Origin of the sequence: Eubacterium sp. AF34-35BH (assembly GCF_003477765.1) — a bacterium.
Classification (GTDB): domain Bacteria; phylum Bacillota; class Clostridia; order Lachnospirales; family Lachnospiraceae; genus Eubacterium_G.
In genome coordinates, this window is record NZ_QUDZ01000009.1 from 55,253 (window position 1) to 71,550 (window position 16,298).

The window sequence follows — 16,298 nt, forward strand, 5'->3', positions numbered from 1 at the left end:
TGTTGTTTTGTTGTCGTTACTTCCTGTTTGCTAGTTGTTGTCTGCTGTTTTGTTGTCGTTACTTCCTGTTTGCTAGTTGTTGTCTGCTGTGATGTTGTTGCTTCCTGCTGCTTTGTTGTAGTTGTTTGCTGTGATGTTGTTGTTACATCACTACCTTCAGGCATTGACTTATTTGTAATTGTGATTTTTGCAACGCCACCTGCATATGTTATTTCAACGTTATTTGTCCTTTTTGTAAGCTTTGACAAATAAATCCATGTGCCTGCACCCTGAATAGCGGTTGCATCCAATGCTACACCGTTTACCTTAACATCGCTGATACCTGCCGGAACGTTCACATAAATACCAGGTTCTGTAGCATTTCCTGCCTGCTGAATATTTACTACTTCTTTAATATTCTCCATTGAATCTTTATCATAGTAATATGTATTTTCTGCTCCACCTTTAATTTCTGTTAAATTAGAAGGAGTTACAGTACCACCTGTTGTCTGATTTTCTTTGGACGTTGATGTTACCTGAGATGTTTCTTTACTTGTATCCTGTCCATCTGAAACCTCAGTTACTGTTACATTTGAGAAATTCAATGTTGTTCCTGAATCAACGTTTTGTAAGTTAAATACTAATTTCATAGTGTCAGAGTTTGCCGTAAAAGTTCCATGTAAAACATTTTTTCCTGCAATAAGTCCCTGATTAAACAACTCTGTTTGGCTACCATCTTCTTTCATCAGAATAGCCGGAGTTACTCCGTCAGAATCCACATCTACACTAACATTATACTTTTTACCTTTCGTTACTGAAATATCTTTTACAAATGCTTGTATTCCCCAATTTTGCTTCTTGTTATCAATGATTTTTATTTTAAAATTATCTAAACTTTCGCCACCTGAATACTTGGCATAAGTTCCATCCCAAATATTGTAGCCCCAATCTCCAAGAACAACTCTACTGTTTTGACATACTGTCATTCCATCACCTCTAGTTGTTAGCTCAGGATTTGTCACACCTTCAGTTGACTTTGCTCTTCTAAATGAGCTGTCTGTTCCCTGATATACACGAACATAATCCACATACATTGTTGCATCTGTGAAACTATCGCTGATTGTTTGTCCAAGTGTAAATGGTGAATTTTTACTACCAATTGCTAAATTTAAAAGAATAAAATGATCTTTTTGGAATTCTTCCATTTCATCACTTGATATGTTAAGTGTTTCAAAGCAAGTGTCATCTACAAAAAACTTGATAACGTCTTCGTACCATTCAACAGCATATTTATGCCACTGATTCATATCGCCAATATAACCATATTGACCATTGATTTCACTACCAATCCATTGGTGAGCGTAACCTGCTGATGTACCTTTTCCACTATTATAATGTAGTGTTCCAATAACATTCTGCTCTGCATTTCTGTGTTCCATAATATCTATCTCACCACAATATGGCCATGGTGCTCCACTTTCGATATCATTTCCCATCATCCAAAATGCAGGCCACACACCTGACTGCATTCCGTTTTCTGTTCTGATTTTTGCTTCTATTCTTCCATATCTTAAATATTGTTTATTTAATGATTTTAATCTACCTGATGTTATACTATCTCCAGACTTGATTGCCTTAATTGCCAGTGCCCTTCCATCTGAAGAACTTGAATCACCTGACACATCTGCAATATATACATTATTTGTGCTGTTTGTATAATACTGACGTTCTGCATTTCCCCAGCCACCATTTCCTACTCCTATATCGTAAGACCATACTGACTGGTCAGGTGCGCCTCCAACAGTTTGATTGAATTCATCATTCCATACTAACTTCCATGTCTCGCTTCCCTGTGATGAATGTACTGCCGCGTTTACCTTTTTTGCCGGGCTAAATGCTATTCCTGAAAATAACATTGTAACGCTTGTAGCTATAGCTATAATTTTCTTAAACATAATGCTTTTACATAATATTTTCTACTAAGTATTATGCGCTCCTTCCTCTGTTAATCTATTCGGTCAAAAATGAATAAGAACAATTTTATTCGTCTGCGGTCTATACTAACATACCCCCATTTTTTCAACAATAGGACCTAAAATTTAGCCACCATTTTAAAAAAAGAACACCTGAGCAGCATTATTCTTTCATAAAACCATTTTTAGTATTCTTTTAAATTTCATATTTTTTATTCAAAATATCCAATGTATTTTACATGATGTTTCCCCTTTGGAAACAGGTATTTGTATAAGTCTACAAAGTAGTCATCTGTCATGCTTGCAATATAATCAACTACCTTTTCATTTGCCTCGTTTTCATCATAATCTTCATTTGTATAATATTTTGCTCTATCATTAATGTAATTAATGTGATGTTTATACAATACCGAATTCTTATTATGAGCCTTTGCATCCTTCAAAAGCTTCTCGTAGATTTCTTCCATCATCGGATTGATTTCTTCTTCGTAAACCTTTTTAACTTTTGAATTACCATAAATTAAAGAATAGTTTTCTCTCTTTCCCTGTGAAAAAGCTTCAAAGAAATCTTCATCCATTTTCAGGTAGTCTTTGCCATAACTATTTTCCACAATATTTACAATCATGTTGTTAATAATCTCGGAATTGGTAGTTCCGATTTTACCTTCGTAGTATTTTGGCGATGTCTCAAAAAGTCCCAACTCCTGAGCGTCCTGTCTGTCTTTTCCAAGGTATGCAATAATATCTGAAATTCTCATGACACATGCCTCTAGGGTCGCCGGTATTAACTTGGTGTTAGCCTCTTTATTTACATAACACTCTTCAACTTTCTTATCGTAAATATCAAAATCTCTATACGCAATCGGCTTGTATTTTTCCAGCTCCATCTCACCATTGTGGCATAGTATTCCGTCCAACGTTTCCATACTAAGATTCAGATTAAAAATCTGATCAAGAACTCTTACGCTATGAACATTGTGATTAAAATATCTTCCGGTGTTTCCATTGTATAATTCATTTAGTTTGTGCTCTCCTGCATGACCAAATGGTGTGTGACCAATGTCATGTCCTAATGAAATAGCTTCTATTAAATCCGTATTCAGCCCCAGCAACCCACCAATGTTTCTGGCTATTCTTGATACCAACTGCACATGACTGGAACGCCTTGAAATATCATCATTTCTGTATAATGAAAATACCTGTGTTTTGTCAGCATAACGATTATACATTGGTAGATGTAGGATTTTCTCACAGTCACGTACAAACGCCGGTCTTAGAAGTTTGTTTTTATCCCAGTCCATCTTTCTACGAAGAGCATCCTCATTGCGAAAAGCGTATGGATTTACCACGTGATTAGCTCGGTCCTGTTCTATTTTTTCCTGTAATTCTTTTGATAAGTCGTTGTATTTTGGCATAGGTCCTCCATGATTTTTGATTAATCCGATGCCTTAAAATTATAAATTGGTTTGATAACCTCAATTATGTCTACGGCATCTGCAATATCATCTATTATATCATCAATTGCCTTATATGCCATAGGTGCTTCATCTAAAGTATACTCATTTATTGATGTAGTATAAATATCCTTCATTGCGTCTTTGTACTCATCTATGCTCAATGTATTTTTCGCCATTGTTCTTGACATTATCCTGCCTGCTCCATGTGGTGCTGAATAATTCCAGTCAGGATTCCCCTTACCATACGCTAAAACACTTCCGTCTCTCATGTTAATAGGTATAAGAATTTTTTCACCTTTGTGTGCTGCAATTGCTCCTTTTCTTAAAATCATTTCCTCTGTATCAATATAGTTATGAATTGTATGAAAGGGAGTATCCATTGCCGTCAAATTCATTTTCTCCAAAATAATTTCTGCCATTTTTTCACGATTTCTTCTTGCAAATCTCTGACAAATTTCTACATCATGTAAATATCTGTCTAAATATTTTCCTGATAAATAGCATAAATCTTCCGGTATAGTAGTCTCTTTGTTCTCTCTATCCCATTTCAACTTGGCAAGCGCCTGTTGTATCTCTTTTCTTCTTCCCTGCTCTTTGTACGTTCTAATTATTTCTTCCCGTTTATCTAAATATTCTCCAATTCCCCTGTCCAAATCCATGGCTAATTTCTGATAAATTTCCGCAACCTGTTTTCCCAGATTTCTACTTCCTGAATGTATTACCAAGTATTTAGTTCCATCAGCAGATTTATCAACCTCTATAAAATGGTTTCCACCACCAAGGGTTCCTATACTTCTTACAAGTCTTCTTGTATCTTTCAACTCTCTAAAGCAATATAATTCTTCTAAATTAAACTTTTCCTTTTTGCCTTCCCATACTTCTTTACCTGATGGGATATAATGACAAATCTCATCTAATTTCTTTAAGTCAAGTTCTCCCTTTCCTAAATTAACAGTGTACATTCCACAGCCAATGTCTACACCTACTACATTTGGAACTGCCTTATCTTTTATAGTCATGGTTGTTCCAATCGTACATCCTTTTCCTGCATGTACATCAGGCATAATTCTAACTTTTGAACCTTCCGTAAAATCATAATCACACATTCTTCTTATCTGATCAATTGCCATATCCTCTACTACCGATGCATAACATATGGCAGTTGCCACTTTTCCTTTTATTTCAAACATATTCTCACCTTCCCTTTTGCTGTATGTATCTATTTACTATCTGCAAGATGCTCAAAATAAGAAAATCTGTATATTACCAATTGTCTTTGCTGTTAGCATCTTTACACTTGATAATATACAGATTTTGGGAAAAATAATCTTGGAAAAAAAGTTGCGAACTACCAATTAAGCATTTCGATTTGCTTTTTTAACCTATTTTTCATTTCACTTTTTAACTCTGACGGACTTTTAATATTAACCAAACTTCCAAAATTCATAATCTGAATTAAAATATCCGTTTCATCTTCTTCGTTGTAATCCATAGTCATTAAATATTTTTCATCATCTACTCTTTCTACTTGTTTTTTATAGCAGGCAAATTTCATCATCACCCTTTCAAGAGCATTTCTCTCATCAATGATTTCAAGAATCAACTGATTCTTTTCTTTTTTACAAATTTTTTCACTGGAATTAAAATGCTCATCTAATACTTCCAGTTCAACTATTCTATCTATATTCAATGTACTAATATATTCGTTTTGACCACATATAACTCTAAACTTGTCATCTTTATCCGAATATTCTATTTTTATTGGACAATATTTTCGTTTTCGAATAGCATTTTTTCTGGTTTTATATTTAACCTTTACCATTAATTGATTTTCAATTGCATAAACAATATTTCTAAATTCTTCAATATAAACGGGATTCTCGAAATCATCACCATCTGTATATCTGTCAAAATAAACAATGTCATCCGGATTATATAATGGTTCAATATTATCCATTTTCTCTGTATTTTCATTAAATAATTTGAATTTAGAGTCATTTGATATTGTTTTTAACCAGCGCTTTTCAATCATTGTTAGCGGCATCCTTGGTTTATTCAAGATTGGTGTCTTCATGTTCTCGTCTATTAATTGCCATTGTTGATTTTTTATTGAAGGAACTATGGTAAGATTGCTTTCTTCGAAAGCATACTGCTTTGATAAATCATTTAATTTTCTGTCAGTTAACTCTCCATCTATTGCGTTTTCTATTATTTTTGAAACTGCATTATAGTAGCAACCGTATACTTCATTAAAAATCATCACATCACCTCATACCACTTTGCCATTTTCACAATATCAAATTTCAACTGATTTACTACCTCAGGATTATCGCACTTTATCTTTTTTATTCTTCCTATAAAAGTTCTTATCCACGTAATCATTTCATTCGAATCGTATACATCTGCAGTAAATCTATATGTGTTATCATCAATTTTTTCTATTTTTCCACATCTCTTTTCTCTACTGAGACGCTTAACAATATAGTCCTCTCCCTGCTCAACATTTATATCTATTTCTATATGTTCATAGTTTTTGCCCTTGTCACAAACAACACCCCACATATGTTTTACTCTGTTTTGATAATCTCTTAAATACGAATCATAATTTTCAATTATTTCGCCTAATTGCACACTTTTAATATAATCGATTCTAAAAGACATTTGCTTTCCATACATATTTGAACATATCAAGTAATTCCTTCCTCCTTGCGTACTTACATACAACTTTAATGGAACCACTTTCCATTCTGACATAACTTTATTTCTTCTTGATTGATTTGCAATCATTAATTGTCTTCTCTCATAAATCCCCCGAAGTATCTTTTCAATTATTTCCGTATCATAAGCATTCATTATGTAGTGATTTTTAAAAGCCAGATATTCTTTCTCCTGCTCCATTTTGTCTTCTAAATAACTTCCCACAACACCCAGCATGTTTTCTTCTGAAAAAAATCTAATTGCCTCTTTATATTCAGATATATCTAACTCATCTTCTACAATTTTATATAAAACCTGACGGCCTTCTTTTTTTGATTCTATAATTCCTAATTGAATGTATTCCTTTAATTTCTTTCTTAAAGTAGATTCATCAAAACACATTGGCTCCTGAAAATTATATAGGTAATCATTATCTATACTTGTCAGTAACTCTTTTAACGTATAATAATTACCATCAGCTAAAATATCTAAAATTATAAAATGTAATGTTATGTCCTTATCAGTAAAACTTTTTGATTTAAAAGCCTTATACAGTGGATTGTGTGTATTTTCCGTTCCGTCCATGGATATATACACATTTTTTCCTGCTTGAGTTTGTCTGAAACAAACATATTCTCCTAAATAGCTTTCTATACGTCGTCTTTCATTGTCATAGCTTCTTGCACTTTTTTCATCGAATTCTTCTCGCGTCTTAAAACCATATATATAAAATTCCTTCATGTAATCTCTTATTTTAGAAAAATTCTTAATTAACTCCGAATAAGCCATACTGTCCTTTCATTACATTAACCTTAACTGTTTTCGATTATTTCTTCCAAACTTTTATCTAACCCTACCTTCTCTATTTCATTAAAAATAGGATTAATTACTTCTATATCTTCTTCCAAATCGTCTGCTATTTCTTCTACAGTTTTTCCTCTTTTGATTTTCTTATATACCATTTCAATAAGCTTTCTGCGTTCTCCAAATTCAATGCCCTGAGCTTTGCCAATTTCTATCCCCTTTTCTTTACCAACTTCAACGCCATCGTTATACGTGTTTTCCAATGTCTGCTTTTCGTTATACTCTGTCAAGAACATTTTAACCACCTCCGCCTTATTTTCCAGCAGAAATTCTCGCAACACATCTTCATTTATACATTCATCCACAGCCATTTTCACTGCTTCCTCGTCACTGAAATCCTTACCGGAATACTTACTGATATACTCTCTCATCCTACTTGTTAGTATAACATATTCCTTTAGGACTTTACACTTTGAAATCAAACTATTATTATTTCCCGTATTTATATTTATCACTTTAGCAGTCCATTCAAACTCTCCCTTATCCTCAGGATGAGCAAATGCATCTGACAGTTTTAGTTCTATTACCTCATCCTTTTTTTCTGTTCCATTGTATTCAAGTGTTTGTTGTTGCAACCTCTACTGTCTTCTGCCTCTGAAGACTGTACGTTTCCTGCTTCATATACACCTTCACTTGCCCAACATTCCTGCCATGTAAGTCCTGCATACACATATTTGTTTGTTTTGACTTATTTTTATTAGTTTCATCTAATCTTTAGGGTAAAAAAATTTGTTTTACTTTTTTATGGCAACTAATACTCTTTTTGAAATTATACCTATTATTGCACCTGTGATTAAACCGGCAACCAAAAGAGCCGGTACATAATACAAAATACTTGTAGTTTCTACGACTATCATTGCTACCGCAATCTGTCCAAGATTGTGGCATACTGCTCCTATCATGCTAACTCCCATGATGCTGAAACCATTAATTTTTTTCACAAGCATCATTACGATTAAGCTTACAATAGCCCCTGCCAAACTATAAATAATCGACATACCACTTCCAAACATAAAGCCGATTATCAGTATTCTTAGGATTGAAATAATCCACACATCACTTAGTTTGAGTGTGTACAAAGCTATTACAATTACTAAATTTGCCAACCCTAATTTTATTCCGGGAATACCAAGATTAATAGGAATCATAAATTCTACATAGCTAAAAATTATTGCTAACGCTACCAGCATTGCCATATTTGCTATTCTTTTTGCATCCATATTAACTCCTTCCTGAAATATTAAATTACTTTTCCAACCTTACAAATTTTCGCAAAATTTAGTCCTTTTGCTTCTGTATGTGTTTTATCATTTTAGTTATTTAACTATTGTTTATGTTTTAACATCTTAACTATTTAACTATTGTTTATGCTTTATAGCTTAGCTATTTCACTACTGCATCTATTTCATCATTTTTCATATTGTCATTAGAATCTGTGCCTTTACTTGTCTTTTCTATTTCAACCACAACTTTATGTGGCAGACACACTATTGTCTCACCAACATTTTTGATTTTGCCCTGCTTAACACAATACTTATCAGGACAATCTGCCTCTTTCATCTCCACCTTTCCTTCTTTAATGATAAGAATGTTCTTTCCTTCTGAAGATTTAATTTCTATTGTTCTATCTTTATCTAATGAATAAGTCCCCTGCACTTTGCCATCAACTGATACCTGTGCCAAATGACCTTCGCCCGACCTCATAAAATGCATCATGCTATACGAAACTCCGGCTATTAAAAGAACAACAATCACCAGAATAATATCTTTTTTCTTCATTAAAATGCTCCTAGTTTACCAATCTTAAATACCAGCCCACTTCATTATGATTATAAGAATGGCTGCTCTTATTAAAATAAAACCAATGCCATTTCCTTTTATTGTAGATGTTTTAACATTTTGTTTTGGGCATATATTCATACATTTTTGACACATAAAACATTCTCCTGATTGAATGTTCTCACCACTATTTGGTAGTTCTATTCCTGAAGGTAGTCGCCTAAACTGCCAAAAGCATATGCAAAGCCACAAAAGAATCTGCCAAAAACTATCGTGTATAAGCATAACACAATTAATATTGTAACAAAAGATGTTAATTCCACCTGCTGTCCATTTCCAATTTGGGTGAAAATGTACTTAACACCTGAAAAGGCTGTGGTGTAAATTGATAGCATAATTGTGAAGAATATTAGCAGAATTATCATTCTGATATATTTTTGAATTTTCCTTTTGTTTATCTTCTTCATTTGTATGTTTCCACCTTGTTTTCTATTTTGCCTTTTGTAATTTTTCAGTCCTGTTTATATTTACAAATTATTTTTATCTGCTTAGTTTCTGATTATCTTTTTACAAAGTTTTATAACATTCGTCTTTTTTAATTTTATTTACTTTTATTACTTATCCTTAGTAATTTTTATTACTTTATTATCAGATGAGTAATCTTTGTAAATTCCTTCCGTAACGTACTGTTTGTTATCGTCTGTTAAGAAAATCACATCGAACTTATCACTGTTTTCTCTCCAATAATTCTCGGCTTTCTCAAGTCCCATAATAAATAGTGATGTTGACAAACCGTCTGCAAGTGTTCCATCCTCACTAACAATTGTCACTGATTTAAGACCTGCATTTGCCGGATAGCCAGTTGCCGGATCAATTATATGGTGATAAACTTTTCCGTTTTTTTCGAAATAACGTTCATAGCCACCTGATGTAATAACTGCTTTGTTCCTTATATTAAGCACTCCAAGATAGTTTTCCTCGCTGTCAGGATTTTGAATTGCCACTTTCCAACTGCTGCCATCAACCTTGCTACCTAATGCCTGAACATTACCACCAAGACTAACCAGACCACTTGTCACACCGCAGTCCTTAAAAATCTTCATAACTGCTGCCGATGTGTAACCTTTTGCAATTCCTCCAAAGTCAATTTCCATTTTTTTATTTTCAAATGTTGCGACTCTTGAAGACTTATTATATTTGATTTTTGAAGCATCTGTATTTTTTAAAGTTGCCTGCAAATTTTCCTTTGATGGAACTTTATATTTTTTTGTATCAAATCCCCAAGCCTGCATTACAGGATAAATTGCCGGATTAAAAACACCCTTTGTACTTTTGTAGATTTCCAAAGAACGTTCCACAATGTTTCCTACATCCTCTGAAAGTGTTAAAGTTTTTTCACTGTTTAACTTGCTGACTTCACTTTCCTTCTTGCCTGTAGAAAGCATGCTGTCTAGCTGATTTATTCTTTTTTTTGCCTGTTCTACTGCCTTGTTTGCATTTTTTCCGTAAGCTGTCACCTGCATGTATGTGTCCATTGCAAAAAGATCCGCTGTAATTTTTTGTTCCTCTGATTTGGAATCAGCCGATACTCCTCCTGCATGATTTTCTGATATATTATTTTTACTGCATCCACATACAAGTAACATCGATGCTAAAAGAATTGCTAATAATTTTTTCATATAAATGCCTCTTTATTATTCTTCGCTTACTTGTGTTAGTTTGTGCTAACTTGCATGGTCTAGCACAATGATTTTATATTGTCAATAATTGTCGTGTTGGTAATTTGTGGGATGTTATGGTTACCAATACTCCAGTATTTCCACAAGATTATCTTTTATAGCTACACCACCCATAAATAATTCCTTCTGATATGCATTGATGTACCATTCAAAATTTTTCTTTAGTCTTTCAGCCTCATCCATACTCATAACTTTGTTAATTTCAACAGAACTTGAACTTGTTTTCCATGACCAGGTTTCCCCTTTATTAATTGATAATTTTTTACACAACACATTTAAATCAATTGTTTCTTTTAATAATACAAATTTTACCCAAAGTCCCCTTGCACAAATTTCCTTATTTGCTGTTAAGCTTTTTGGAATTTCGCAACAATTGCACCTATATTTCCTTGCATATAACTGTGCCTTTGAGCCAGCAGGGCAACATATTGTCAAATCAATTGTTTTTTCACCATACTGTTTACCAAAAATATTTTCTTCCATAATCTCCACATTTGAATGAATAATAATTTTTTTCAGCGACGGTATATCAAATGCAAATCTACCTATTGAGTATAAATTCTGCGGAAGCTCAATTTCTTTTAACTTAGAATCCTCAAAGGCTCCATACTCAATATGCACAACACTTTCCGGTATTGTTATTTTTTCAAGTTCAGTGTTAGATAACATATCTGCTGTAATGCACTTTAAGTTATCAGGTAAAATAATATTTTCTAAAGGTGTATATGAAAAAGCACAGTCTCCTATTACTTTCACATTTGGTGGAATCGCTATCTCTATAATTTTTGTTTTAGAAAAAGCTCCATCTCCTATTTCTAGCAAACTTTTGGGAAGAGTGACTTTTTGCAAATTACTACAATTAGTAAAAACATCCTTTCCTATATATTTGCAGCCTTCCTGAAACACTACTTCCTCTAAATTAGTACATTTTTCAAAAACATTATTCCAAATACCTATTACCGTTTGACCATTTATTTTTGACGGAATAACTATTTTTTTGTCTGAAAAGCCATTGTATTGTGTTATCAACACACCGTCCTTGTCATTTTCAATCTCAAACATATTATGATTTTTGTTTTCAATTTCTACCTGAATCTTTCTCTCAATTTTCTTACCACATTTAGGACAATATACAAAATTTTTCTGCAATGTTGTATAACAAAATGAGCATTCCAAATTTGTATTAACGTATTTTTTCTCATATTCTTTGTTGGCATTTGTTAAAACTGCAACATCCATTTTTAATTTTTTTATCTCATTAATTTGAGCCTCTTTCTCACCGCTTAAAGCTTCAACTTTTTTGTTAAGCTCCTTTATGTTTCTTTCAAGTTCCTGTTTACTACTAAAAATACCCATACGCCCTCCTATTAAATTTCCGCTAAAACTAAAAACTTTCAAGCCGACTTTATAATGTATCTGCTTGTTGACGGTTTTGTGGTCTGCCATGCCACTTTACTTTTTTGTAAACTAAATTCATATCTACCCAGTTAATTGCTCCATTGTATAATTTTGGCTGTGAACTTGCTGTAAATTCCATGTTTTTATAAGTCTTTTTGCAAATTACATTACCCTGATTATTTACTACAATGTAATGTAATGTTGATTTTGATTTCTTTACAGTAGTGTACATAATTACAATGGCATCATCTGAAAGTTTAACAGTTCTTACTTCTCGTACTGTTATTTTTGACTTCTTAGGATTGTAAGTAGTAAGCCATTTTATTTTAGATTTTAATGTATTTTTGTCTGTAATTGTCATAAATACATTCTTTTTATATTTTCCACTATTTCCTGTTACACCGGCAACTTTATAGTTCTGTGTGACTGATGTTCCAACAGTAATAATGTTGTCCAAAGTAGTTTCCACGCATATCCATTCTTACATTACCTGATGTAAAAGGCGTCACTATTCCGCCAAACACATTCCAGGCATCACCTGTAATGCTACATGTTTTTTGAAGTTTCCATGATGATGAATATTTCAAAACTTTAATTACTGTTTTTGTTTGTCATTAGAATAACCAACTGCTACATAGAAGTTTCCATCCGGTGCACAGTAAACACCACCCCAATAATCATACTTGCAAAGTTTAAACATGAACGTTCCTTTGAATCCACTGAATATTCAGGAAATACATATTTTATTTTATATATGTAAGATTTTCCTGCCTATTGCTTAAATGTATGGGTTCCAACTGTTGCCGCATTTGCTTTTTGCCATGTAACCTTAACAGACTTATAATCCACTGCTTTAACCGAACTCATTTTTGCACCCATGTAAGGTTTTACGATTACCTTGAAGCTATATTCTTTGTCTCCTATCTTACCTGTAATAGTTGATGTTCCCGGTGCAATGGTTCTTCAGTATATATAAGCCCTCCGTTTTCATCTTTTGTAATCTTGAACTTGATTCATGCCAGCCGTCGTACCAATTCTCAGCTTTTGCTGTGCCTGCAAAGCCAATTACCAATACTGCTAATAGCATTGTAAATATTAGATATTGTACTTTTTCTCCTTTTGTATTTTCTGTCAATATATTATTCCTGTCATATTTTTTAGTAACGTACCTTTATAACTAGACTAACACATTTATCTGCCTAATAAAACTTATTTTATTTGTAAATTACTACTTTTTTCCTGTGCACCGTAAATTGATTTATTTCCATTAACAATGTATGCAATACTGCACACCACCACAAACAATGACATGTTACTTCCACCAAACACTTCTATTCCAAGCATTATTGGCGCAATCAATGTATTTGTAGCACTTCCAAATACTGCTGCATAACCTAGCGCTCCACATAATATTGGTGATATGCCTAAAAGTTGTCCGAGAACTGCTCCTAAAGTTGCCCCTATTGAAAACAGTGGTGTTACTTCACCGCCCTGAAAACCAATTGATAAAGTAAGCACTGTTAGTAACAGTTTCAAAATCCAGTCAATGCCATAAACCTCTCCACCTGAAAAAACGCTGGAAATCAAGTTAGTTCCAAGTCCGCTGTATCTTCCCTGCCAAAGGAAAATCAACACTATTGCCAATGGTATTGAAACAACACCAATTCTTATGTACGGATTTATAAATTTTTCTGCCATAATTTTTTTTTGCACTTGAAGTAACTTTGAAAACAATCTTCCTACAATTCCAAATGCTAATCCTAAAATTATAACTGCTACCACAATTTTAATATTTGAAAAATCAACCGTTCCTTTTAGTTCTACAGCAAATTTTTCAAGTCCAAGAAAGTGGGACGTATATGAAGCTACAAAGGCTCCGATTATTGCAGGTAGCAATGCCTGATAATCCATATAACCTGCAACAATTACTTCCATAGCAAAAAAAGTCGCCGCCAAAGGAGTTTGAAACAAGCCACCAAAACCTGCTGCCATACCTGTTATTAGCATAACTTTGCTGTTGTCTGGTGTTTTCATTTTTCGGCCCAAATAATGTGAAAGTGTTGCCCCTATCTGAACAGCTACACCTTCCCTGCCGGCACTACCTCCAAAAAGATGTGTTATCCATGTTCCAACCATAACCAGTGGTACTAGCGCAAGTGGTATTGAATCCCTTTTCTCCTGCCCAACTTCAAATACAAGTGTCATACCTTTTAAACTTAATTTGCTAAAACGTAGGTACAGCCATGTAATTAAAAGTCCTGCTACCGGTAAAAACGGAATAAGATATTTGTAATTGGCTGTTCTGAAATCAGATATTGCAATTAAGCCTCTTCCAAAAACTGTGTCTACTATTCCCACAACAACACCGATTATAATTGAAAGGATAATATATTTGATCGTTAGAATTGCTTTTTCGTATATTTGTTGTTTGTTCATTTGTTGTCTCCTTATGTGGAATTTATATTACATAAAAAAAGCTGATTCACCTGTGCATTGTTACACAGAAGTCATCAGCTTTACTAGCGGTTTTGATAAAATCAAGGGAGAACCTCATTCCCTTTATTTAATTTTTTAACTATGAAAAAGATAGCATATATAAAGGTATGTGTCAATTTAAGTTTATTACAAATACTTTTTCATATTATCTAAAATAATTTTATATGCATTGGCATACATATGTATTCCGTCCATAGTGTATTCTTTCTTTAACATTCCTCTACGGTCCGTTAACCCCTGATTCACATCAATATAATAACATCCCATTCTCTGTGCTAATTTCTTCACCTCTTCATTAGCTACTGGCACCGTTTCATTATTTCTATGATAAAAAACAGTTTGCTCAAAAGGGCAATCCGGAAGCATATCAACACTATTTACTGGATAAAAAGCCATTGTATACACAGATGTCTTTGGTAATTTATCTTTTATCTGACCTAATATTTCTTCATAATTTTTCAACATTTCTTTTAAAAGAATGTCAAAATCTGTATTAGGATCACTAATATCATTAGTTCCAATATTTATAAAAATCTTGGAAGGTTTGACTCCAAAAATTTGCTCATCCATACATTGAAGCATATCAGCAGTTGTAAATCCGCCAATCCCTCTATTGTAAATAATTTCCTTAATTCCAAAATCCATTTGTAATTCATTAATTGGAAATTGTTCCATTAGAGAAGAACCAGTAAATAAAATCTGTCCTTCTTTTACCATTGTATTAAGTACACGATACTTTTCTACTTTTACCATTTGTTCTCCGTTTATCATAACTATATTCCTTTCAATTTCTCATATCATTATACACAATTTTACATTTTTATGAGGATATTTCTTAACATTTTTACACTTTTATGAGCATATTTTGCCATAGTTTTCACACTTTTATGAGGCTATTGCATTTTTTTCATTATTAAAGTAAAGTTACTTATGAAACTTTGTTTACTAAGTGTTTTGTACGAAGAAATACTATTTCACTAAATCTTACAAGCAAGCTCGAATTGAAGTAAATTTCTAGCAACCCATAAATTTTTTATTAAAAGGACTTTATATATGGAAAAATCAGTTATTAATCAAATATGTGCTTCTATGGATACTTTTTTTGAAACCGAAAAGAAGATTGGCAATTTCATCATTCATCATCCAAAAGAAATCGTGGATATGACCGTTGGCGAACTGGCCAAAGAATGTCAGGTAAGTGAAGCTTCCGTTTCACGTTTTTGTAAAAAAATTGATATGAAGGGCTTTCACCATCTTAAAATTTCTATTGCAAAAGAAATGGTTTCCCAGTCGGAAGACGATGAATTGTCTAATCATATTTCAGTAGATGATTTGGAACAATCATTGAAAAATATATTGGCAAATAAAGTTGCCGAACTTACTCAAACAGTTTCAATGATGAATTCTGAAAATCTGCAGGACATTTTAAAAAGAATAAATAATGCCCAAAATGTTCTTTTTGCTGCTGTTGGCAACACTGTTCCTGTAGCAATGGACGGAGCCTACAAGCTTAACCAGATTGGGATTTCCGCAGTTTCTACTCCTGTTTGGGAAACCCAGCTTGCCTACAGTTACAACCTTTCACCTGATGACGTAGTTATTGCAATTTCAAATTCAGGGGAGTCAACCGGTGTCATTAATATTTTAGAAGCAGCAAAACAAAAGAAGGCAACTACAATTTCAATAACCAATAGCGAGAAATCGACTATTGCTAAAATCAGTGATTATCATATAACAACAGCAACCCGCGAAAAATTATTTCTTGATGAATATCGTTTTTCGAGAGTTTCTGCCACAATGGTAATCGAAGTGCTTTATCTTTTCCTTACATCTATGAGAAAAGAAGCTTATGATTCCATTATTCAGCATGAATCATCTATAGCTTTCACAAAAGAATAATTTTTCTATTGACGAAA

19 protein-coding genes and 1 riboswitch are annotated in these 16,298 nt (G+C 33.1%); of the genes, 1 reads left to right on the forward strand and 18 read right to left on the reverse strand.

What is annotated here, in order from left to right; translation table 11 throughout:
* The 18 genes from DWZ69_RS10180 to DWZ69_RS10255 all read right to left on the reverse strand — a co-directional run.
* The coding region (locus tag DWZ69_RS10180) for a family 16 glycosylhydrolase (RefSeq protein ID WP_147364280.1) at positions 1-1,934 on the reverse strand (1,934 nt) is incomplete at its 3' end.
* A 230-nt stretch (positions 1,935-2,164) separates the two neighbouring features.
* Positions 2,165-3,367 (reverse strand): HD domain-containing protein, encoded by a 1,203-nt coding sequence (locus tag DWZ69_RS10185; RefSeq protein WP_118436933.1) that lies wholly within the window; start codon positions 3,365-3,367, stop codon positions 2,165-2,167.
* Positions 3,368-3,387: 20 nt separating this feature from the next.
* Positions 3,388-4,599, reverse strand: a complete 1,212-nt coding sequence (locus DWZ69_RS10190) for an RtcB family protein (protein WP_118000414.1) — start codon at positions 4,597-4,599, stop codon at positions 3,388-3,390.
* Between the two features lie 158 nt (positions 4,600-4,757).
* Complete coding sequence (locus DWZ69_RS10195; RefSeq protein ID WP_118000412.1) at positions 4,758-5,669, reverse strand: WYL domain-containing protein; 912 nt, start codon at positions 5,667-5,669, stop codon at positions 4,758-4,760.
* The gene (locus tag DWZ69_RS10200; protein ID WP_158561119.1) at positions 5,669-6,847 is read right to left on the reverse strand and encodes a WYL domain-containing protein; all 1,179 of its coding nucleotides are present in this window, start codon (positions 6,845-6,847) and stop codon (positions 5,669-5,671) included. The genes DWZ69_RS10195 and DWZ69_RS10200 overlap by 1 nt, the downstream gene beginning before the upstream one ends.
* 71 nt (positions 6,848-6,918) lie before the next feature.
* Complete coding sequence (locus DWZ69_RS10205; protein ID WP_118436935.1) at positions 6,919-7,545, reverse strand: hypothetical protein; 627 nt, start codon at positions 7,543-7,545, stop codon at positions 6,919-6,921.
* Complete coding sequence (locus tag DWZ69_RS10210) at positions 7,494-7,640, reverse strand: penicillin-binding Tp47 domain A-containing protein (protein WP_118000404.1); 147 nt, start codon at positions 7,638-7,640, stop codon at positions 7,494-7,496. Before DWZ69_RS10210 ends, DWZ69_RS10205 begins: the two co-directional genes overlap by 52 nt.
* Before the next feature lie 64 nt (positions 7,641-7,704).
* On the reverse strand, positions 7,705-8,190 hold the full coding sequence (locus tag DWZ69_RS10215) for a Gx transporter family protein (protein ID WP_118000402.1): 486 nt from the start codon (positions 8,188-8,190) through the stop codon (positions 7,705-7,707).
* A gap of 163 nt (positions 8,191-8,353) precedes the next feature.
* Complete coding sequence (locus tag DWZ69_RS10220) at positions 8,354-8,749, reverse strand: NusG domain II-containing protein (protein ID WP_118000400.1); 396 nt, start codon at positions 8,747-8,749, stop codon at positions 8,354-8,356.
* A 24-nt stretch (positions 8,750-8,773) separates the two neighbouring features.
* Positions 8,774-8,905, reverse strand: coding sequence for a hypothetical protein (locus DWZ69_RS12345; protein WP_022165394.1), 132 nt, complete (start codon positions 8,903-8,905; stop codon positions 8,774-8,776).
* Positions 8,906-8,949: 44 nt separating this feature from the next.
* Positions 8,950-9,216: a 4Fe-4S binding protein gene (locus DWZ69_RS10225; RefSeq protein WP_118436937.1), complete on the reverse strand. Its 267-nt coding sequence runs from the start codon at positions 9,214-9,216 to the stop codon at positions 8,950-8,952.
* A gap of 147 nt (positions 9,217-9,363) precedes the next feature.
* Positions 9,364-10,428, reverse strand: a complete 1,065-nt coding sequence (locus tag DWZ69_RS10230; protein ID WP_118436939.1) for an FAD:protein FMN transferase — start codon at positions 10,426-10,428, stop codon at positions 9,364-9,366.
* Between the two features lie 120 nt (positions 10,429-10,548).
* The gene (locus DWZ69_RS10235) at positions 10,549-11,844 is read right to left on the reverse strand and encodes a leucine-rich repeat domain-containing protein (RefSeq protein WP_158573383.1); all 1,296 of its coding nucleotides are present in this window, start codon (positions 11,842-11,844) and stop codon (positions 10,549-10,551) included.
* 49 nt (positions 11,845-11,893) lie between these two features.
* Positions 11,894-12,343, reverse strand: coding sequence for a hypothetical protein (locus tag DWZ69_RS10240; protein WP_118000391.1), 450 nt, complete (start codon positions 12,341-12,343; stop codon positions 11,894-11,896).
* Positions 12,297-12,473 carry a hypothetical protein gene (locus tag DWZ69_RS12095; RefSeq protein WP_158561118.1) on the reverse strand — a complete coding sequence of 59 codons (177 nt, stop codon included), beginning with the start codon at positions 12,471-12,473 and terminating at the stop codon, positions 12,297-12,299. Before DWZ69_RS12095 ends, DWZ69_RS10240 begins: the two co-directional genes overlap by 47 nt.
* A gap of 338 nt (positions 12,474-12,811) precedes the next feature.
* Complete coding sequence (locus DWZ69_RS12100) at positions 12,812-13,021, reverse strand: hypothetical protein (RefSeq protein WP_118000389.1); 210 nt, start codon at positions 13,019-13,021, stop codon at positions 12,812-12,814.
* Positions 13,022-13,095: 74 nt separating this feature from the next.
* Positions 13,096-14,322 (reverse strand): chloride channel protein, encoded by a 1,227-nt coding sequence (locus DWZ69_RS10250; protein ID WP_118436943.1) that lies wholly within the window; start codon positions 14,320-14,322, stop codon positions 13,096-13,098.
* Between the two features lie 58 nt (positions 14,323-14,380).
* Positions 14,381-14,453: riboswitch (Fluoride riboswitch) on the reverse strand.
* A gap of 55 nt (positions 14,454-14,508) precedes the next feature.
* On the reverse strand, positions 14,509-15,153 hold the full coding sequence (locus DWZ69_RS10255) for a GDSL-type esterase/lipase family protein (RefSeq protein ID WP_118000385.1): 645 nt from the start codon (positions 15,151-15,153) through the stop codon (positions 14,509-14,511).
* A gap of 282 nt (positions 15,154-15,435) precedes the next feature.
* Here DWZ69_RS10255 and DWZ69_RS10260 point away from each other — a divergent pair, with 282 nt between their 5' ends.
* Positions 15,436-16,281 carry a MurR/RpiR family transcriptional regulator gene (locus DWZ69_RS10260; RefSeq protein WP_022165402.1) on the forward strand — a complete coding sequence of 282 codons (846 nt, stop codon included), beginning with the start codon at positions 15,436-15,438 and terminating at the stop codon, positions 16,279-16,281.
* Positions 16,282-16,298: the final 17 nt, after the last annotated feature.